General features: G+C 56.8%; 18 protein-coding genes. 14 read left to right on the top strand and 4 right to left on the bottom strand.

Features of this window, described 5'->3' with window-relative positions; genetic code table 11:
- Positions 1-34 precede the first annotated feature (34 nt).
- Positions 35-265 carry a hypothetical protein gene (locus tag ALO64_RS25525; protein WP_004657963.1) on the top strand — a complete coding sequence of 77 codons (231 nt, stop codon included), beginning with the start codon at positions 35-37 and terminating at the stop codon, positions 263-265.
- A gap of 160 nt (positions 266-425) precedes the next feature.
- Here ALO64_RS25525 and ALO64_RS10620 read toward each other — a convergent pair whose 3' ends face one another.
- The 4 genes from ALO64_RS10620 to map form a co-directional block, all read right to left on the bottom strand.
- A complete protein-coding gene (locus ALO64_RS10620; protein ID WP_044344085.1) occupies positions 426-1271 on the bottom strand; it encodes a matrixin family metalloprotease in 846 nt (281 codons plus the stop codon).
- Between the two features lie 134 nt (positions 1272-1405).
- Positions 1406-2599: a succinyldiaminopimelate transaminase gene (gene dapC, locus ALO64_RS10615; protein WP_004666029.1), complete on the bottom strand. Its 1194-nt coding sequence runs from the start codon at positions 2597-2599 to the stop codon at positions 1406-1408.
- A gap of 51 nt (positions 2600-2650) precedes the next feature.
- A complete protein-coding gene (locus ALO64_RS10610) occupies positions 2651-5347 on the bottom strand; it encodes a [protein-PII] uridylyltransferase (protein WP_044344084.1) in 2697 nt (898 codons plus the stop codon).
- Between the two features lie 50 nt (positions 5348-5397).
- On the bottom strand, positions 5398-6180 hold the full coding sequence (gene map, locus ALO64_RS10605; protein WP_044344083.1) for a type I methionyl aminopeptidase: 783 nt from the start codon (positions 6178-6180) through the stop codon (positions 5398-5400).
- A 311-nt stretch (positions 6181-6491) separates the two neighbouring features.
- On the opposite strand from map, the gene rpsB reads away from it, so the two are divergent.
- From rpsB to lpxA, 13 genes are all read left to right on the top strand, one after another.
- The gene (rpsB, locus tag ALO64_RS10600; RefSeq protein WP_002554730.1) at positions 6492-7235 is read left to right on the top strand and encodes a 30S ribosomal protein S2; all 744 of its coding nucleotides are present in this window, start codon (positions 6492-6494) and stop codon (positions 7233-7235) included.
- Positions 7236-7425: 190 nt separating this feature from the next.
- Positions 7426-8289 carry a translation elongation factor Ts gene (gene tsf / locus ALO64_RS10595; RefSeq protein WP_044344082.1) on the top strand — a complete coding sequence of 288 codons (864 nt, stop codon included), beginning with the start codon at positions 7426-7428 and terminating at the stop codon, positions 8287-8289.
- Between the two features lie 205 nt (positions 8290-8494).
- Positions 8495-9238: a UMP kinase gene (gene pyrH, locus ALO64_RS10590; RefSeq protein ID WP_002554728.1), complete on the top strand. Its 744-nt coding sequence runs from the start codon at positions 8495-8497 to the stop codon at positions 9236-9238.
- Positions 9235-9792, top strand: coding sequence for a ribosome recycling factor (gene frr, locus ALO64_RS10585; protein ID WP_044344081.1), 558 nt, complete (start codon positions 9235-9237; stop codon positions 9790-9792). The genes pyrH and frr overlap by 4 nt, the downstream gene beginning before the upstream one ends.
- A gap of 16 nt (positions 9793-9808) precedes the next feature.
- Positions 9809-10564, top strand: coding sequence for a polyprenyl diphosphate synthase (gene uppS / locus ALO64_RS10580; protein ID WP_044344080.1), 756 nt, complete (start codon positions 9809-9811; stop codon positions 10562-10564).
- The gene (locus ALO64_RS10575) at positions 10564-11379 is read left to right on the top strand and encodes a phosphatidate cytidylyltransferase (protein WP_044344079.1); all 816 of its coding nucleotides are present in this window, start codon (positions 10564-10566) and stop codon (positions 11377-11379) included. The genes uppS and ALO64_RS10575 overlap by 1 nt, the downstream gene beginning before the upstream one ends.
- On the top strand, positions 11376-12566 hold the full coding sequence (gene ispC, locus ALO64_RS10570; RefSeq protein WP_044344078.1) for a 1-deoxy-D-xylulose-5-phosphate reductoisomerase: 1191 nt from the start codon (positions 11376-11378) through the stop codon (positions 12564-12566). The genes ALO64_RS10575 and ispC overlap by 4 nt, the downstream gene beginning before the upstream one ends.
- A 117-nt stretch (positions 12567-12683) precedes the next feature.
- Entirely contained in the window at positions 12684-14036 is a 1353-nt protein-coding gene (rseP, locus tag ALO64_RS10565) for a sigma E protease regulator RseP (protein ID WP_044344077.1), read from the top strand.
- A gap of 74 nt (positions 14037-14110) precedes the next feature.
- Complete coding sequence (bamA, locus tag ALO64_RS10560) at positions 14111-16486, top strand: outer membrane protein assembly factor BamA (protein ID WP_002554722.1); 2376 nt, start codon at positions 14111-14113, stop codon at positions 16484-16486.
- A 45-nt stretch (positions 16487-16531) separates the two neighbouring features.
- Positions 16532-17035: an OmpH family outer membrane protein gene (locus ALO64_RS10555; protein WP_002554721.1), complete on the top strand. Its 504-nt coding sequence runs from the start codon at positions 16532-16534 to the stop codon at positions 17033-17035.
- Positions 17036-17037: 2 nt separating this feature from the next.
- Positions 17038-18093, top strand: a complete 1056-nt coding sequence (lpxD, locus tag ALO64_RS10550; RefSeq protein ID WP_005743437.1) for a UDP-3-O-(3-hydroxymyristoyl)glucosamine N-acyltransferase — start codon at positions 17038-17040, stop codon at positions 18091-18093.
- 109 nt (positions 18094-18202) lie between these two features.
- The gene (gene fabZ / locus ALO64_RS10545) at positions 18203-18643 is read left to right on the top strand and encodes a 3-hydroxyacyl-ACP dehydratase FabZ (RefSeq protein WP_002554719.1); all 441 of its coding nucleotides are present in this window, start codon (positions 18203-18205) and stop codon (positions 18641-18643) included.
- Positions 18640-19416, top strand: coding sequence for an acyl-ACP--UDP-N-acetylglucosamine O-acyltransferase (gene lpxA / locus ALO64_RS10540; protein WP_044344076.1), 777 nt, complete (start codon positions 18640-18642; stop codon positions 19414-19416). The genes fabZ and lpxA overlap by 4 nt, the downstream gene beginning before the upstream one ends.

Genomic DNA, 19416 nt, shown 5'->3' with positions numbered 1-19416 from the left:
AATTATTGCTTTCCATTTAAAGGCTGGGTGCGTTATGTCTGAACAAGAGAAGAAGCGTCAAGAAGCGCTTGTCCGGCAACGTTATTACAGGGAACGTCAACGTGCCGAGGGATTCAAGCAAAGTACGATCTGGATTCATGGTGAGGCTGAGACGCAAGGCAGGCTGGCCGCACGTGAAGGAAAACCGTTGCTGCCCATGCAGTCCCATGACCCGGTAAGCTGGGCGGTCGGGTGGGTTGCGGAAAAACTGCGAACACGACAGTGACCGGTAGCGCTCTAAAGCCCTCGCGCCACACGGGGTGAAGTACGTGGCGCGATGTCTCAAATGCGGTTGCTGGCTAATTCGGCAGGGTAGCGGCCAGCGCATTGCAGGCACTGCTTGCGCATTACTGCCTGACGATCAGTATTTTCTTTACGATGCCTTGTCAGTTCGCCTCGAACTTTGAGTTTTTCCGGTCCCCGTATATGGAACCCATCACTTTGATGTCGTTAGGGCTGAGCGTTTTGCCAGTGTTGATGATTTCGAAGTCGCCAAGGGTCAGGCCGTTGGGAATGTCGTAATGCATGACGGAATCACGGTCGTAAGCCGAATGGTAGAAATCAGCAGCTTCGTACTTATCGAAAAAATTGGTATTGATTTCTTCGTCAGTCAATCCGGTTTGTAAAAGCAGAGTGCGTAGAAGCGGTTCGTTCCAGGGGATGTTTGCCTGAGGAGGCTGGTGCTCGTGAACTGCTCCCAAGGCGTGCCCGAATTCATGGAGCACGATGCGCGTCAAGTCCGGCATGGGTTTCAGGTCTGCCGTGAACAGCTCCTTGACGTTGAATTCCATGGTGGCTTCATTCTGCTCGGCCAACAGGGCATCAGTCCCTATGGCGCTCCAGTTCAGATGCTCGTTGAAACCGATTCGGATATCGCTGGCCCCGCCTGTCACAAACTCGAATTTCAGATTTATGTGAGGCAGCCATTTCTTTGCAGCTTCGGCAACGGGGGTTGTCAGAATGGCAGGAGGGTGTTTCTGAAAAAGCATTTTCAGGGTCCGCCCACGTGCCCAGTATTTGCTGAACGAAACCAGAAGACGCGCCATGTGCGTTGACTCTTCGCAGCCATGGCGTGCTCCTGATTCGTAGGCAGGAGTGATTGCTGCGTTGGCGGGGTTTTCGCGAATGGCGGTTTCGTACGAGGCCTGATGATTCGTTGCGCTGCGCATGGCGCAGGATGCAGGTAACTTCAGGCTCTGTGTGGTGGGTGCGGACATGTGATCGACCTTCATCGTAGTTCGCTTCCTTTCAGGAAGGCTGGAAAATGAAGGTTGAAGGTACGTTTGTGCAAGGTGTAGCAGGTGGTAACTAATTACCCCCGCCACACATCAAAGGCGGCGGGGCTGTCTTCCTGAAGTTTCGCTGTTTATTTGCTCAGGAATGCGCGGATACGTTCGGCGGCTTCGACGCACTCGGCCAGAGGTGCAACGAGCGCCAGGCGAACCCGGCCGGCACCCGGGTTGACGCCATCCACCTCGCGGGAAAGGTACGAACCCGGTACTGCAGTCACATGCTGATCGATGAACAGGTCTCGGCAAAATGCAGCATCATCGGTGCCTACATTCGGCCACAGGTAAAACCCCCCGTCCGGGCGCTGGACGTCGAGCACTGGCGCGAGGATGTCGAGCACAGCATCGAATTTTTCACGGTACAAGTCACGGTTCGCGCGTACGTGCTCCTCGTCATTCCAGGCAGCAATGCTCGCCAGCTGAGTCTGTACCGGCATGGCGCAGCCGTGATACGTGCGATACAGCAGGAAGGCCTTGAGAATGTCGGCATCACCTGCCACAAAACCTGAACGCAGACCCGGCAGGTTGGAGCGCTTGGACAGGCTGTGGAACACCACGCAACGCTTGAAATCCTGGCGACCCAGCTCGACGCAGGCGCTGAGCAAGCCAGGTGGTGGAGCCTGCTCATCGAAGTACAGCTCGCTGTAGCACTCGTCCGCAGCAATGACAAAGTCATGTTCGTCGGCCAGGGCGATGAGTTTTTTCAGGGTTTCAACAGGAATCAGTGCTCCGGTCGGGTTACCCGGCGAGCACAGGAACAGGATCTGGCAGCGCTTCCAGGTGTCCGCGCTGACTGCGTCGAAATCGGGATTGAAACCGTTGTCGCTCAGGCATGGCAGGTAGTGAGGCTGGGCTCCGGCCAGAAAGGCAGCACCTTCATAGATCTGATAAAACGGGTTCGGGCTGATCACCAGGCCGTCATCGCTACGATTGACTACTGTCTGGGTGAAGGCGAACAGCGCTTCGCGTGTGCCATTGACCGGCAATACATTGCGTGCCGGATCGATCCAGCCCTGTGGTACGCCGAATCGACGGTTGCACCAGCCGGCAATGGCTTCGCGCAGCGCCGGGATACCCAGCGTGGTCGGGTAAACCGCCATCTGATCGAGGTTGTCTGCGAGTGTCTTGGCGACGAAATCGGGGGAGCGGTGTTTCGGCTCACCAATCGACAATGCAACAGGGCGCTTTTCCGGGTTGGGCGTTACGCCGGCCAGCAAGGCGCGCAGCTTCTCGAAAGGGTAAGGCTGAAGCAGTTGCATGGCGTTATTCATGGGGAGTGTTCCTCAATGGACTGCGTTGAGTCGATTCGTTTGGCCGAGTGCTCATATGCTGATTCGCAAATCATGGCCGGGCTCTGAGTTGACGCTCAGTTGCTTGACGATTGCGTCCTGCAGCTGGCTGCACAGCTGTGGGTCGGACAGCGGATGATTGTTCGCGTCGGTGATGAAGAACACGTCTTCCACGCGTTCGCCCAGGGTCGCAATCTTGGCATTCTGCAATGACAGATCGAACTCCAGGAATATCTTGCCAATGCGCGCCAGCAGGCCGGGGCGGTCAGGTGCCAGCAGTTCAAGTACCGTCACAGGACGCTGGGCGTCGTTGTGAATGGTGACTTGCGGTGCGAACGCAAAGTGCTTGAGCTGACGAGGCACGCGGCGCTTGATGATCGTCGGGTAATCATCCGGGTTGCGCAGCGCTTCGGTCAGGCCGTTGCGGATTTCCTGAACGCGTTCCGGGTTGTCGCCGATCGAACCGCCTTCGTTATCGAGGACGATATAGGTGTCGAGTGTGAATTTGCTGCTGGACGTGATAATGCGCGCGTCATGAATGTTCAGGTTCAACTGGTCCATCGCCGCCACGGTCACAGCGAAGAAATCATGCTGGTCAGGGGCGTAAATGAATATTTGCGTCCCGCCTTCGAATTCCCGCTGAGTGGTTTCCTTGATCAGCACCAGCGGGCCGCCGTCGGCTGGCTGCTGCAGGATGGCATCGCTGTGCCAGGCAACATCGCCAGCGGTGTGACGCAGGAAATAATCGTCTCCCAGCGCTGACCAGAGTTGCTCGACATCGTCAGGGTCAGTGCCGTTGCGTACCAGGATGTCCAGCGCTGCGGTCTGGGTGCGACGAATCTGCTCCTCGCGATCAACCGGGTTTTCCAGGCCGCGGCGCAAGGCGCGCTTGGTTTCGGTGTACAACTGGCGCAGCAGGCTGGCGCGCCACGAATTCCAGAGGGGCGGGTTGGTCGCGTTGATGTCGGCAACGGTCAGCACATACAGATAGTCCAGGTGCACTTCGTCGCCGACGAACTGGGCGAAATCGTGGATGACCTGGGGGTCTGAAAGGTCCTTGCGCTGTGCGGTGGTCGACATGACCAGATGGTTGCTCACCAGCCAGACAATAAGACGGGTGTCCCAGTCAGGCAGATGATGGCGCGTACCGAACGCCTGTGCATCTATTGCGCCCAGCTCCGAGTGATCGCCGCCACGGCCCTTGCCAATGTCGTGGTACAGCCCGGCCAGGTAGATCAGTTCCGGCTTTGGCAGTCGAGCCATTATTTTGCTTGCCAGCGGAAATTTTTCGGACACTTCTGTGTATTGCAGCTTGCGCAGGTGCTTGATCAGATTCAGCGTGTGCGCATCGACGGTATAGATGTGGAACAGGTCATGCTGCATCTGCCCGACGATATGGCCGAATTCCGGCAGATACAGCCCTAGAATGCCGTAGCGGTTCATCCGGCGCAGGTTGCGATGAATGCCTGTCTCGCACTTGAACAGCTCGATGAACAGGCTGGTGTTACGGATATCGTTACGGAAATCATCGTTGATCAGGTGCCGGTGTTCACGCAGCAAACGAATGGTGTCGGCGCGCACGCCCTTTATCTCGGGATGCTGGGCCATGAGCACGAAAATCTCGATCATGGCAAACGGGGTGCGCTTGAAAACGTTCGGGTTGGTGGCTTCTATATAGCCGTCGTGCAGCTGGAAGCGCGAATTGATCGGCTGCGCTGTGCCGCTGTCGTCGGAAAGAATCACTTCTTCGAAATGCTGGATAATCAGATCGCTGAGTTCGGCGATGCTCATGACCACGCGATAATACTTCTGCATGAAACGCTCGATGGCGAGCTTGGCGTCACTGTCTTCATAGCCCAGCAAGCCTGCGATGCGGACCTGATAATCGAACAGAAGCCGATCTTCTGATCGTCCGGCCAGCATGTGCAGCGCATAGCGCACTTTCCAGAGAAACTCCTGGGAGGAGGCCAGCAGGGCGTTTTCGCTGCCCAGCAGGAAGCCTTCGCCTGCCAGTGCATGCAGATTCAACGTGCCGTACTGGCGTCGCGCAACCCACAGAATGGTCTGAATGTCGCGCAAACCGCCGGGCGAGCCCTTGACGTTGGGTTCCAGGTTGTATTCGGTATCGTTGTACTTGTGATGACGCTTTTTCTGTTCGGCGTGCTTGGCAAGAAAGAACTCCTTGCTCGGCCACATATGCTGCGTACTGGTGACTTCCAGCATGCGTTGGCGCAGATGCTCGGGACCTGCAATGGTGCGGCTTTCCATCAGGTTGGTGATGACAGTCAGGTCGGCCAGGCCTTCCTGTGCACATTCATTGACAGAGCGCACGCTTTGCCCGACCTCCAGACCGATGTCCCAGAGCAGTGTCAGAAACCGCTCGATAGGTTCGCGAAAAATTTCGTGGTCATCACTGTCCAGCAGGATCAGCAGGTCAATGTCCGAGTACGGATGCAGTTCGCCGCGCCCGTAGCCGCCCACTGCAAGCAGGGCGATATCGGCATCTTCGCTCCATTCGAACTGATCCCAGGCCTTCTGCAGGATGTTATCTACAAACCATGCCCGGTCTTCTATCAGTCGCCGAATGTCGCGCCCTGACCTGAAGCGATCATCAAGGACGTCTTTCGCCCTGCGGATAGCCTTCTTGAACGCAGCGATGGGGCTGGCTTTCAAGGCCAGTTCGGCCTGGAACTGGCCACGATCGAACAAGTCTGGATCTACTTGCGGCATGGAGCAGTATTCCTCATGTCGGGTCGGGTGTTCAGTCGTGCAGCCTCCGGTCAGGGGGCTTTTTGTGCAATAGTGTCGTCGCTGCGTAAAGTGAAGATTTCGTAACCGTCAGCGGTTACCAGCAGCGTGTGCTCCCATTGCGCCGAGAGCTTGCGGTCCTTGGTGATCGCCGTCCAGCCATCGCCAAGGATATTGGTTTCAGGGCGTCCCTGGTTGATCATCGGCTCGATGGTGAAGGTCATGCCTTCCTGCAGTTCGATACCGGTTCCAGCCTCGCCGAAGTGCATGACCTGCGGCTCTTCATGAAACACCTTGCCGATGCCGTGACCACAGAACTCCCGAACCACAGAGAAACCATTCTTTTCAGCGTGTTTCTGAATAACGGCGCCGATGTCGCCCAGGCGAGTGCCGGGTTTGACGATTTCGATAGCCTTATACAGACACTCTTGAGTTACTTTCGACAGACGCTCGGCCCATACCGGAACGGTGCCGACATGGAACATCCTGCTGGTGTCCCCGTGGTACCCGTCCTTTATGACGGTAACGTCAATGTTGAGCGAGTCGCCGTTCTTCAGCTTCTTGTCGCTCGGGATGCCGTGGCAGACTACCTGATTGATCGAGGTGCAGATCGACTTGGGGAAGCCTTTGTAGTTCAGCGGGGCAGGGATGGCCTGTTGCTCGTTGACGATGTAATCGTGGCAGAGGCGGTCCAGCTCTTCGGTGGTTACACCGGGCTTTACGTGAGGCGCTATCATTTCCAGAACATCGGCGGCCAGGCGACCGGCGATGCGCATCTTTTCGATGTCTTCCGGGGTTTTGAGGGTGATGGTCATACAGAATCTCTCGGCGTGGCTGGCACGCGGTTGGTGCGCAAAGGCGTAATTCTATCAGACCGCCGGTGCCGGGTAATCATCGCTTCCTTCTTTAGGCAGCGGATGCGGCTTTAAAGCACCGCAAAACAAGAACTTGATGGGAGTTCCGTTCTCTTCCCTTTTGTGATATAAAATGCGCCGCTTTCCAAGGTCCCTCCTTGAAGCACAAACCCACACACGTGTCGACACGATGACCTGGGTGCCCTTGGCAGATGCCATTGGTTGGTCATTGGGATACGTGGAGGCCTAACCCGACTTATCAAGGAACTATCATGTCCCAAGTCAATATGCGCGATATGCTGAAGGCCGGTGTGCACTTCGGTCACCAAACCCGTTACTGGAACCCGAAAATGGGTAAGTACATTTTCGGCGCGCGTAACAAGATTCACATCATCAACCTTGAAAAAACCCTGCCTATGTTCAACGAAGCCCTGACTTTCGTTGAGCGCCTGGCTTCGGGCAAAAACAAGATTCTGTTCGTCGGCACCAAGCGTTCCGCTGGCAAAATCGTTGCTGAAGAAGCAGCACGTTGCGGTTCGCCGTACGTCGACCATCGCTGGTTGGGTGGCATGCTGACCAACTTCAAGACCATTCGTCAGTCGATCAAACGTCTGCGCGAGCTGGAAGTACAGTCCGAAGACGGTACTTTCGCCAAGCTGACCAAAAAAGAAGCCCTGATGCGCACCCGTGATCTGGAAAAACTGGATCGCAGCCTGGGTGGTATCAAGGATATGGGCGGTCTGCCAGACGCACTGTTCGTTATCGACGTTGATCACGAGCGCATCGCGATCACCGAAGCCAACAAGCTGGGCATCCCGGTTATCGGCGTTGTCGATACCAACAGCAGCCCGGAAGGCGTTGACTACATCATCCCGGGCAACGATGACGCCATTCGCGCCATCCAGCTGTACATGGGTTCGATGGCTGACGCTGTTATCCGTGGTCGTAACAATGTTGCTGGCGGCACCGACGTATTCGTCGAAGAAGCTCCAGCTGCAGCTGCTGTAGAAGGCTGAGTACAAACGCCTGGCGTTTACTCAGTACGCGAAAAGGGGGCTTAGCCCCCTTTTTGCCACCTAGGAAATGATTTGTCGGTCTGTAGCCATGACCTTGCTGTCATGTGTTGCTGCCACCCTGATTTTTCAAGAATTGCACGCCCGGCGAGCCGGGTGGAATGGTTGAAGACCTATCCAAGAGGATTTTGAAATGGCAGAGATTACTGCAGCGTTGGTCAAAGAACTGCGCGAGCGTACCGGCGAAGGCATGATGGACTGCAAAAAGGCTTTGACCAAGGCTGGCGGCGACATCGAAAAAGCAATCGACGATATGCGTGCTTCCGGCGCGATCAAGGCCGCCAAGAAAGCAGGCAACGTTGCTGCTGAAGGCGCGATCGCCATCAAGGATGACGGCAAGGCTGCTGTCATCATCGAAGTCAACTCGCAGACCGACTTCCTGGCTCTGCAGGACGACTTCAAGGCTTTCGTTGCTGCAAGCGTCGAAAAAGCCTTTGCTGACAAGCTGACTGATGTCGCTCCGCTGATCGAAGCTCAGGAAGCTGCACGTCTGGTGCTGGTCGGCAAGGTTGGCGAAAACGTCAACATCCGCCGCCTGAAGCGTATCGAGGGCGACGTTGTAGGTACTTACCTGCACGGCAACAAGATCGGTGTGGTAGTTACCCTCAAAGGTGGCAACGTCGAGCTGGCTAAAGATATCGCCATGCACGTAGCGGCAAGCAACCCCGAGTTCCTGTTCCCTTCGGAAGTTTCTGCCGAAGCGATCGAGCGCGAGAAAAACGTCTTCCTGCAACTGAACGAAGACAAGATCAAAGGCAAGCCAGCTGAAATCGTTGAAAAAATGGTTGGCGGCCGTATCACCAAGTTCCTGGCTGAAGCCAGCCTTGTCGAGCAGGCGTTCGTCAAGAGCCCGGAAGTCAAGGTCGGTGATCTGGCCAAGAAAGCCGCTGCTGAAATCGTTTCCTTCACCTACTTCAAAGTAGGCGACGGCATCGAGAAGCCAGTTGATAACTTCGCTGACGAAGTGGCTGCACAGCTGGCTGCTGCCAAGCAGTAAGACGGTTTTTCAACTGTCGCCCCAAAGAGGCTGCCCGCTCACGCGTGCGGCCTCTTTGTCGAAAGAGAAAAGGAAATTTTCCTTGGAGATTGTGCTCACAAGGCTGCATTCTCCCGACGCTCGCAGAGCGTCAAGCTAAAGTAAGCGCAGGTTTGAAATAGCCAGCACAGATTTTTTTCAGAAAACGCCGCAGGAGAGATTCGCAATGGCTCAGCAGGGCAGTGGTTATCAGGCTCGCTATAAACGCATTCTACTCAAGCTCAGCGGTGAGGCCCTCATGGGCTCGGAAGAGTTCGGCATTGACCCCAAGGTGCTGGACCGTATGGCGCTGGAAGTCGGCCAGCTGGTCGGTATCGGTGTTCAGGTCGGTCTGGTGATCGGCGGCGGTAACCTTTTCCGTGGCGCAGCCTTGAGTGCTGCGGGTATGGATCGGGTAACAGGCGACCACATGGGCATGCTGGCCACTGTGATGAACGCCCTGGCAATGCGCGATGCGCTAGAGCGCGCTAATATCACGGCCATCGTGATGTCGGCCATTTCCATGCTGGGTGTGACCGATCATTACGATCGCCGCAAGGCCATGCGCCATCTCAGCGCCAAGGAAGTGGTGATTTTTGCTGCGGGTACGGGTAATCCGTTCTTTACGACCGATTCGGCTGCCTGCCTGCGCGCGATCGAGATCGACGCCGATGTAGTGCTCAAGGCCACCAAGGTGGATGGCGTGTATACCGCAGATCCGTTCAAGGACCCGAATGCCGAGAAGTTCGATCATCTGACTTACGATGAAGTGCTGGATCGCAAGTTGGGCGTGATGGATCTGACCGCAATCTGCCTGTGTCGCGATCACAAGATGCCATTGCGCGTCTTCAACATGAACAAGCCGGGTGCCCTTCTGAATATCGTCCATGGTGGCGCTGAAGGGACCCTGATCGAGGAAGCCCAACAATGATCAACGAAATCAAGAAAGACGCTCAGACCCGCATGCAGAAGAGTCTGGAGTCGCTGACCCACGCGTTCACCCGAATCCGCACCGGCAAGGCGCACCCGAGCATTCTGGGTGGTGTCATGGTCCCTTATTACGGTGCCGACACGCCGCTGAGTCAGGTTGCCAACGTGACCGTCAAGGACTCGCGCATTCTTCAGGTCGTGGCGTTCGAGCGTAATATGCTTGCTGCTGTCGACAAGGCTATCCAGAGCTCCGGTCTGGGCTTCAATCCGACCAACCTGGGTGAGCTGCTGCTGATCTCCATGCCTGCTCTGACCGAGGAAACCCGCAAGGGCTTCACCAAGCAGGCACGCGACGCCGCTGAAGACGCTCGTGTTGCTGTACGCAACATTCGTCGTGACGCCCTGAGCCAGTTGAAAGATCTGGTCAAGGAGAAGGAAATCAGCGAAGACGAAGAGCGTCGCGCGGCGGACGACGTGCAAAAGCTGACTGACAAATTCGTTGCTGAAATCGAAGTTGCTGTCAAGCAGAAAGAAGCTGATCTGATGGCTGTTTAAGGTTTCGGACGCTTTCATGGAAAAGATAAAACCGGCCGTGCCGTCTTCGGTACCGCGCCATGTCGCGATTATCATGGACGGTAATAATCGCTGGGCCAAGAAGCGCCTGCTGCCAGGCGTTGCTGGCCATAAGGCGGGCGTCGACGCTGTGCGGGCCGTTATCGAGGTGTGTGCCGAAGCCAAGGTCGAGGTGCTGACACTGTTCGCGTTCTCCAGTGAAAACTGGCAGCGCCCGGCCGAAGAGGTTGGTGCGCTGATGGAGCTTTTCTTCACGGCGCTACGCAGTGAAACCAAGCGCCTGAACGAGAACGACATCAGCCTGCGGATCATTGGCGACCGCTCGCGCTTTCATCCCGAGCTGCAGGCTGCAATGCGCGAGGCGGAAGTGCGTACGTCCGGCAATAGCCGTTTCGTGCTGCAGATCGCTGCCAGCTACGGTGGGCAATGGGACATCGCACAGGCTGCCCAGCGGCTGGCGCGCGAGGTTCAGGCCGGGCATCTGCAACCGGAGGATATAACCCCCGAGCTGCTGCAGACCTGTCTGGCAACGGGCGATCTGCCGTTGCCGGACCTGTGCATTCGCACCGGTGGCGAGCACCGTATCAGTAACTTCCTGCTTTGGCAGCTGGCCTATGCCGAGCTGTACTTCTCCGACCTGTTCTGGCCGGACTTCAAACACGATGCCATGCGCGCCGCGCTGGCAGATTTCGCTTCTCGCCAACGTCGCTTCGGTAAAACCAGCGAACAGGTAGAAGCTGGAGCCCGGGCTTAATGCTGAAACAACGGATCATCACGGCACTCATTCTGTTGCCGATCGCCTTGTGTGGTTTTTTCCTGCTGACCGGCATGTATTTCGCCCTGTTCATCGGGGTTGTTGTCGTGCTGGGTGCCTGGGAATGGGCGCGGCTCGCAGGTTTTGCTGCGCAGTCGATGCGCATCGGTTATGCGGCTGTGGTCGCAATTCTGCTATTCCTCATGTACCTGCTGCCAGGGTTGGAGCCCTGGGTGCTCGTCGCTGCAGTCATCTGGTGGGGCGTGGCGACCTTTCTGGTTCTTACCTATCCAGACTCCAGTAGCCACTGGGCAAGCGCGGCCTGCAAGCTGGTGATCGGTCTTTTGATTTTGCTGCCTGCCTGGCAGGGGTTGGTGCTGATCAAGCAGTGGCCGCTGGGTAACTGGCTGATTCTGTCAGTGATGGTGCTGGTCTGGGCTGCCGACATTGGCGCCTATTTCTCCGGCAAGGCTTTCGGCAAGCGCAAACTGGCCCCCAAGGTAAGTCCGGGCAAGAGCTGGGAGGGCGTATACGGCGGTCTTGCGGTCAGTCTGGGCATCACGGCCGCTGTGGGCGTTTCTCGTGACTGGGCGGTTGCTCAGTTCATCGCCGGGCTTCTTGGCGCTGCTGTGATTGTGTTCATCTCCGTAATTGGCGACCTGACTGAAAGCATGTTCAAGCGCCAGTCAGGGGTCAAGGACAGCAGCAACCTGCTGCCTGGGCACGGCGGTGTGCTGGACCGTATCGACAGCCTTACTGCGGCCATTCCGGTATTTGCCGTTCTGCTCTGGGCCGCCGACTGGGGTGTCATGTGAGTGGGCCGCAACACATCACCATTCTGGGTGCAACAGGCTCTATCGGTCTGAGCACTCTGGATGTCGTCGCACGTCATCCTTCGCTTTATCAGGTGTTCGCGCTTACGGGCTTCAGTCGTCTGGATGAGTTGCTGGCCCTGTGCGTCCGGCATACCCCGCAATACGCCGTGGTTCCCGATCAGTTCGTCGCCCGTAAATTGCAGGACGACCTTGCTGTGGCTGGGCTCGACACCCGGGTTCTGGTGGGCGAGGGCGGTCTGTGTGAAGTGGCTGCGCACTCGCGCGTGGACGCTGTCATGGCCGCCATTGTCGGCGCTGCCGGTCTGCGCCCAACACTGGCTGCGGTCGAGGCGGGCAAGAAGGTCTTGCTGGCCAACAAGGAAGCGCTGGTCATGTCCGGCGACCTGTTTATGCAGGCTGTTCGGCAGAGCGGCGCAGTGCTGCTGCCCATCGACAGTGAGCACAATGCGATTTTCCAGTGCCTGCCGGGCGATTTTGCTCGCGGGCTTGGTGCTGTGGGTGTCAGGCGGATCATGTTGACGGCCTCGGGCGGGCCTTTCCGCGAAACCCCGCTCGAACAGTTGCAGAATGTAACGCCCGAACAGGCCTGCGCGCATCCTGTCTGGTCGATGGGGCGCAAGATTTCCGTTGATTCGGCGACCATGATGAACAAGGGGCTCGAGCTGATCGAAGCCTGCTGGTTGTTCGATGCACGTCCGGATCAGGTCGAGGTGGTCATCCATCCACAGAGCGTGATCCACTCGCTGGTCGATTATGTTGATGGCTCTGTGCTCGCTCAATTGGGCAATCCCGACATGCGCACGCCCATCGCCAATGCATTGGCCTGGCCTGCACGTGTAGACTCTGGCGTTGCGCCTCTGGATCTGTTCCGTATCGGCCAGCTTGATTTTCAAAAGCCGGACGAGGAGCGTTTCCCCTGCCTGCGGTTAGCGCGTCATGCGGCAGAGGCTGGAGGCAGTGCGCCTGCCATGCTTAACGCAGCCAATGAAGTGGCTGTCGCTGCATTCCTGGATGGGCGTATCCGTTACCTGGAAATCGCCGGTATTATCGAGGAGGTTCTGAATCATGAGCCTGTGACTGCGGTCGAAGGGCTCGACGCGGTGTTTGCCGCGGATGCAAAAGCGCGTTTGCTCGCGGGCCAATGGCTTGAAAGAAACGCGCGATAGCGATCTGATGACCCGTCAGGATTTGAATGAAAGGGTCGATGTGGTGCGTCAACGGCAGGCTTTGAAGTCTGCGATGATTAACACACTGGCCGACCAGTCGGTACCCGGAGAAGGCTGATGAGCGCTTTATACATGATTCTCGGCACCCTGATAGCGTTGGGCGTGCTGGTGACCTTCCACGAATTCGGCCACTTCTGGGTGGCCAGGCGTTGCGGCGTCAAGGTGCTGCGTTTTTCGGTGGGCTTCGGCACGCCTCTTCTGCGTTGGAGTGATCGTCAGGGTACCGAGTACGTGGTCGCTGCAATTCCGCTGGGTGGCTATGTCAAAATGCTCGACGAGCGCGAAGGCAATGTCCCGCCCGAGCTTGCCCATCAGTCGTTCAACCGCAAGACCGTCGGACAGCGTATCGCAATCGTGATCGCAGGCCCGACAGCCAATTTCCTGTTGGCCATCGCGTTTTTCTGGGTGCTGGCGATGATGGGCAGCGAGCAGGTTCGTCCGGTTATCGGTGCCGTGGAGTCCGGAAGCATCGCTCAGCAGGCGGGTCTGACTGCCGGGCAGGAAATCGTCGCAGTCGATGGCGAGCCGACGTCGGGCTGGGCGGGGGTCAATCTGCAACTGGTCCGCCGTCTGGGTGAAAGCGGCACCATCGCTTTGAAGCTCAGGGATCAGGGTTCGACGGTCGACACGTCTCGTGAGCTGGTGCTCAATGACTGGCTCCGGGGGGCTGAAGAGTCTGATCCGATCAAGTCGCTGGGTATTCGTCCGTGGCGCCCGGCCTTGTTGCCGGTGCTGGCAGAGATCGACCCGAAAGGTCCGGCGCAGAGTGCCGGGCTTAAAACCGGAGATCGCCTGATTTCGATGGACGGTCAGCCGCTCAATGAGTGGCAGCAGGTTGTTGGCCGGGTACGCGAGCGCCCTGAAGCAAAAGTATCGCTGCGCATCGAGCGTGACGGTGTACAAATGGACGTCCCTGTAACCCTCTCCGCGAAAGGCGAAGGCAAGGCGGCCGCAGGTTATCTGGGGGCTGGCGTTAAAGCTGTCGATTGGCCACCGGAAATGCTGCGCGAGGTCAGCTACGGTCCTTTCGCCGCGATGGGTGAGGGGATAAAGCGCACGTGGAACATGAGCGTGCTGACCCTGGACTCACTGAAGAAAATGTTGTTCGGCGAGCTCTCGGTAAAAAACTTGAGTGGACCGATAACCATTGCTAAAGTGGCAGGCGCTTCGGCCCAGTCGGGCATCGGAGATTTTCTGAGCTTCCTCGCTTATCTGAGTATTAGCCTGGGTGTTCTGAATCTGCTGCCCATTCCCGTCCTGGACGGGGGGCATTTGCTGTTTTATCTGATCGAGTGGGCGCGTGGTCGTCCCCTTTCGGAAAAGGTTCAAGGTTGGGGGGCACAGATCGGTATCAGTCTGGTAGTGGGCGTAATGTTGCTCGCGCTGGTCAACGATCTGGGCCGACTGTAACGCTTTGCCGAGTTGCGAATCTGCCGCATTTTGCGGCAGTTTGTTTATTGCCAGTTGGAATAAGAAAGGACTTCATGAAACGTCTGCTGCTAACTGCGGTTCTTTCCGCACTGATGATCGCTGAAGTTCACGCCGAGTCCTTCACCATCTCCGATATTCGTGTCAATGGCCTCCAGCGGGTATCCGCCGGCAGTGTTTTTGGTGCGTTGCCGCTGAACGTAGGCGAGCAGGCGGACGATGGTCGTTTGGTCGATGCTACCCGTTCGCTGTTCAAAACCGGTTTCTTTCAAGATATCCAGCTGGGTCGCGATGGCAACGTACTCGTCATCAACGTCGTCGAGCGTCCTTCGGTTGCAAGTATCGAAATCGAAGGCAACAAGGCCATCTCCACCGAAGACCTGATGAAGGGGCTGAAACAGTCCGGTCTGGCCGAGGGTGAAATTTTCCAGCGTGCAACCCTTGAAGGTGTGCGTAACGAGCTGCAACGCCAATACGTTGCCCAAGGCCGTTACTCTGCTGAGGTTGACGCCGAGGTCGTTCCACAGCCGCGCAACCGCGTGGGCCTGAAAATCAACATCAATGAAGGCACCGTCGCCTCCATTCAGCATATCAACGTGGTGGGCAACACGGTCTTCTCCGACGAAGACCTGACCGACCTGTTCGAGCTCAAGACCAGCAACTGGCTGTCGTTCTTCAAGAATGATGACAAGTACGCCCGTGAAAAGCTGTCGGGTGACCTTGAGCGTCTGCGTTCGTACTACCTCGATCGCGGCTATATCAACATGGATATCGCCTCGACCCAGGTCTCGATCACGCCGGACAAGAAGAACGTGTACATCACGGTCAACATCAACGAAGGCGAAAAATACAGCGTCAAGTCGGTCAAGCTCAGCGGTGACCTGAAGGTTCCTGAAGACCAGGTCAAGTCCCTGCTGCTGGTACAGCCGGGTCAGGTGTTCTCGCGTAAGGTCATGACTACCACGTCCGAACTGATCACCCGTCGTCTGGGTAACGAAGGCTACACCTTCGCCAACGTCAACGGCGTGCCGACCCCGAACAACGAAGACCACACGGTCGACATCACCTTCGTGGTCGATCCTGGCAAGCGTGCCTACGTCAACCGCATCAACTACCGCGGTAACACCAAGTCGGAAGATGAAGTGCTGCGTCGCGAAATGCGTCAGATGGAAGGCGGCTGGGCTTCGACCTACCTGATCGACCAGTCGAAAACCCGTCTGGATCGTCTGGGCTTCTTCAAGGAAGTCAACGTCGAGACTCCACCTGTTCCAGGCACCGACGATCAGGTCGATGTGAACTACGCCGTTGAAGAGCAGGCGTCCGGTTCGATCACCGCCAGCGTCGGCTTCGCGCAAAGCGCCGGTCTGATCCTCGGTGGTTCGATCAGCCAGAACAACTTCCTCGGTACGGGCAACAAGGTCAGCATCGGTTTGACCCGCAGCGAATACCAGAGCCGTTACAACTTCAGCTACGTCGATCCGTACTACACGCCGGATGGTGTCAGCCTGGGTTACAGCGCCTTCTACCGCACCACCAACTACGATGACCTCGACGTTGATGTTGCAAGCTATGCGGTAGACAGCCTGGGTGCCGGTATCAACCTTGGCTACCCGATCAGCGAAACCTCGCGCCTGACCTACGGCCTGACCGTGCAGCAGGATGAGATCAAGACCGGCAAGTACACCGTTGACGAGATCTTCGACTTTGTTGAAAAAGAAGGCGACAAGTACCTGAACTTCAAGGGCTCGGTCGGCTGGTCTGAATCGACTCTGAACAAAGGCGTCCTGGCGACCCGTGGTCATTCGCAAAGCCTGGTGTTCGAATCTACCTTACCGGGCAGCGACCTGTCGTTCTTCAAGCTGGATTACCGTGCGCAGTACTTCCACCCGATCACCGATAACTACACTCTGCGTCTGCACACAGAGCTAGGTTATGGCGACGGCTACGGTTCGACCTCGGGTCTGCCGTTCTACGAGAACTACTATGCCGGTGGTTTCAACTCGGTTCGTGGCTTCAAGGACAGCACGCTTGGTCCGCGCAGCACGCCTAGTAACGGTTCCAAACCCGGTACGTTGGCCGATCCGGACCAGGATCCACTGCCGTTCGGTGGTAATGCCCTGGTGCAGGGTGGCGTAGAAGTCATGTTCCCGCTGCCATTCGTCAAGGACCAGCGTTCCCTGCGCACCTCCGTGTTCTGGGATGTCGGCAACGTATTTGATACAAACTGCGATTCCAGCAGGAAGACAGCCAGTGGCAAAAACGTCGAATGCAACAACATCGACCTTTCCGGCATGGCCAGCTCTGTGGGTATCGGTGTCACCTGGATCACTGCGCTCGGCCCTCTGAGCTTCGCCTTGGCGATGCCGATCAAGAAGCCGGACGACGAAGCAGAAACTCAGGTCTTCCAATTCTCCCTGGGTCAGACTTTCTAAGCGTCTGATCTTTGATAACGCAACGAATTTTGTAGGAGTTGTATTGTGCGTAAGTTGACTCAATTGGTACTGCTGGCAACCGTTCTGGTCGCAAGCCCTGCATTTGCCGACATGAAAATTGCCGTACTGAACTATCAGATGGCCTTGCTGGAATCTGATGCTGCCAAGAAATACGCTGTTGATGCCGAGAAAAAATTCGGTCCGCAACTGACCAAGCTGAAGAGCCTGGAAAGCAGCGCCAAGGGTATCCAGGACCGTCTGGTCAGCGGCGGCGACAAGATGGCTCAGCCTGAGCGCGAGCGTCTGGAGCTTGAATTCAAGCAAAAGGCTCGTGACTTCCAGTTCCAGTCCAAGGAACTGAACGAAGCCAAGGCTGTTGCTGACCGTGAAATGCTCAAGCAGTTGAAGCCAAAACTGGATCAGGCTGTTGAAGAAGTCATCAAGAAAGGTGGTTTCGACCTGGTCTTCGAGCGCGGTGCAGTGATTGACGTCAAGCCTCAATACGACGTTACTCGCCAGGTCATCGAGCGCATGAACCAGCTGAAGTAACCATGAGCATAACCATCAAGCTCGGCCAATTGGCCGAGTTCCTTGGCGCTACGCTACGTGGCGACAAGGACAAGGACATCACCGGGCTGGCTGCTTTACAAGAAGCCGGCCCTGGTCAAATCAGTTTCCTGGCAAAATCTCAATACCGTAAATTTCTGGTCGATGCCCAGGCTGCTGCCGTGCTGCTAAAGCCCGCAGATGCCGACAGCTACACCGGAGATGCGCTATTGGTCCCGGATCCTTACCTGGCCTATGCGCGCATTTCGCACTTTTTTGACCCCAAGCCCAAAAGCGTGGCGGGCGTTCATCCGACGGCAGTGATTGCCGACGATGCTCAGGTTGATCCTGCCGCCAGTATTGGCGCTTTCGTCGTTATCGAGAGCGGTGCCCGTATTGCAGCCGATGTCACCATTGGTGCGCACAGCTTCATCGGTGCGCGTTGCGAAATCGGTGAAGGTGGCTGGCTGGCCCCGCGGGTAACGCTTTATCACGATGTGCGCATCGGCAAACGTGTGGTCATTCAGTCGGGCGCGGTGCTGGGCGGTGAAGGTTTCGGCTTTGCCAATGAGAAGGGTGTCTGGCAGAAAATTGCACAAATCGGTGGCGTCACTTTGGGTGATGACGTCGAGATCGGCGTTAACACGGCGATCGATCGCGGTGCTCTGGCCGATACACGAATTGGCAACGGCGTGAAGCTGGACAACCAGATTCAAATTGCCCACAACGTGCAGGTTGGCGATCACACAGCGATGGCTGCGTGTGTTGGCATCTCCGGAAGCACCATAATCGGCAAGCACTGCATGCTGGCCGGCGGTGTCGGCCTGGTAGGGCATATCGAAATCTGTGATGGTGTTTTCATCACCGGCATGACGATGGTGACGCATTCCATTACCGAGCCGGGTTCGTACTCGTCCGGTACTGCCATGCAGCCGGCCGCCGAGTGGCGCAAGAGTGCAGCTCGTCTGCGCAAGATCGATGATATGGCGCGACGTCTGCAAAAGCTTGAAAAGGCTGTAGAGACGGTGACCTGCGCCGATAATCGCTCATCTGATGGCTGATACCTTTTTAATATCAAGCGTGCACAGTCGATAAACTGCCTCCTTGATGTAGAGGGGTGCTGCGCAGTCGCGACGCACCCCTAATCTTTACTACAGGCTTCCCCTCGAAATGATGGACATCAAAGAAATTCGCGAATACCTGCCTCATCGTTACCCGTTCCTGCTGGTGGACCGCGTGACGGAGCTGGATATCGAGAACAAGAACATTCGCGCCTACAAGAATGTCAGCGTCAACGAGCCTTTTTTCAACGGCCACTTCCCTGAGCATCCCATCATGCCGGGTGTGCTGATCATCGAAGCTATGGCGCAGGCTGCCGGTATTCTTGCGTTCAAGATGCTCGACTCCAAGCCGTCAGACGGTACGCTCTATTATTTCGTGGGTTCTGACAAACTGCGTTTCCGTCAACCGGTTCTGCCGGGCGACCAGCTGGTTCTTGAAGCGAAGTTCCTGAGCAGCAAGCGTCAGATCTGGAAGTTCGAATGCAAGGCTACAGTTGATGGCAAGGCGGTATGCTCTGCCGAAATCATCTGTGCGGAACGTAAACTATGAGTTTGATTGACCCTCGCGCAATCATCGATCCGACGGCCATTCTGGCCGACAACGTTGAGGTTGGCCCCTGGTCGATCATCGGAGCCGGTGTGGAAATTGGCGAGGGTACAGTCGTCGGTCCTTATGTTGTCCTTAAGGGACCCACCAGGATCGGCAAGCACAATCGCATCTACCAGTTCTCATCGGTGGGCGAAGACACGCCTGATCTGAAATACAAAGGCGAGGAAACCCGTCTTGTCATCGGTGATCACAACGTGATCCGTGAAGGTGTGACCATCCACCGCGGGACTGTTCAGGACCGTGCCGAAACCACGCTGGGCGATCACAACCTGATCATGGCTTATGCACACATCGGCCATGACAGTGTGATCGGCAACCACGTGATACTGGTCAACAACACCGCGCTGGCAGGCCACGTTCATGTCGATGACTGGGCCATCCTGTCCGGTTTTACTCTTGTGCATCAGTTCTGCCATATCGGTGCTCACAGCTTTTCCGGCATGGGTACGGCCATCGGCAAGGACGTTCCGGCGTTCGTGACGGTGTTTGGCAACCCGGCCGAAGCGCGCAGCATGAATTTCGAGGGCATGCGCCGTCGCGGTTTTTCCGAAGAAGCCATTCATGCGCTGCGCAGAGCCTACAAGACGGTCTATCGTCAGGGGCTGACCATCGCGCAGGCGGCGGCCGACCTTGCCGAGCCGGCGGCGCAGTTCCCTGAAGTGGCCGTATTCCTTCAGTCTATCCAGACGTCGACCCGCGGTATCATTCGCTAA

Origin of the sequence: Pseudomonas meliae, from assembly GCF_001400515.1 — a bacterium.
Lineage (GTDB): Bacteria > Pseudomonadota > Gammaproteobacteria > Pseudomonadales > Pseudomonadaceae > Aquipseudomonas > Aquipseudomonas amygdali.
This window is presented reverse-complemented; position numbering and strand designations above follow the sequence as displayed.

Coding starts and splice junctions, on each gene's coding strand:
- pyrH (WP_002554728.1), top strand. CDS start 8,495: ATGGCTCAGCAGGGCAGTGGTTATCAGGCTCGCTATAAACGCATTCTA.
- frr (WP_044344081.1), top strand. CDS start 9,235: ATGATCAACGAAATCAAGAAAGACGCTCAGACCCGCATGCAGAAGAGT.
- map (WP_044344083.1), bottom strand. CDS start 6,180: ATGACCATCACCCTCAAAACCCCGGAAGACATCGAAAAGATGCGCATC.
- rpsB (WP_002554730.1), top strand. CDS start 6,492: ATGTCCCAAGTCAATATGCGCGATATGCTGAAGGCCGGTGTGCACTTC.
- tsf (WP_044344082.1), top strand. CDS start 7,426: ATGGCAGAGATTACTGCAGCGTTGGTCAAAGAACTGCGCGAGCGTACC.
- bamA (WP_002554722.1), top strand. CDS start 14,111: ATGAAACGTCTGCTGCTAACTGCGGTTCTTTCCGCACTGATGATCGCT.
- ALO64_RS10620 (WP_044344085.1), bottom strand. CDS start 1,271: ATGAAGGTCGATCACATGTCCGCACCCACCACACAGAGCCTGAAGTTA.
- uppS (WP_044344080.1), top strand. CDS start 9,809: ATGGAAAAGATAAAACCGGCCGTGCCGTCTTCGGTACCGCGCCATGTC.
- ALO64_RS10610 (WP_044344084.1), bottom strand. CDS start 5,347: ATGCCGCAAGTAGATCCAGACTTGTTCGATCGTGGCCAGTTCCAGGCC.
- lpxA (WP_044344076.1), top strand. CDS start 18,640: ATGAGTTTGATTGACCCTCGCGCAATCATCGATCCGACGGCCATTCTG.
- lpxD (WP_005743437.1), top strand. CDS start 17,038: ATGAGCATAACCATCAAGCTCGGCCAATTGGCCGAGTTCCTTGGCGCT.
- fabZ (WP_002554719.1), top strand. CDS start 18,203: ATGATGGACATCAAAGAAATTCGCGAATACCTGCCTCATCGTTACCCG.
- dapC (WP_004666029.1), bottom strand. CDS start 2,599: ATGAATAACGCCATGCAACTGCTTCAGCCTTACCCTTTCGAGAAGCTG.
- rseP (WP_044344077.1), top strand. CDS start 12,684: ATGAGCGCTTTATACATGATTCTCGGCACCCTGATAGCGTTGGGCGTG.
- ALO64_RS10575 (WP_044344079.1), top strand. CDS start 10,564: ATGCTGAAACAACGGATCATCACGGCACTCATTCTGTTGCCGATCGCC.
- ALO64_RS25525 (WP_004657963.1), top strand. CDS start 35: ATGTCTGAACAAGAGAAGAAGCGTCAAGAAGCGCTTGTCCGGCAACGT.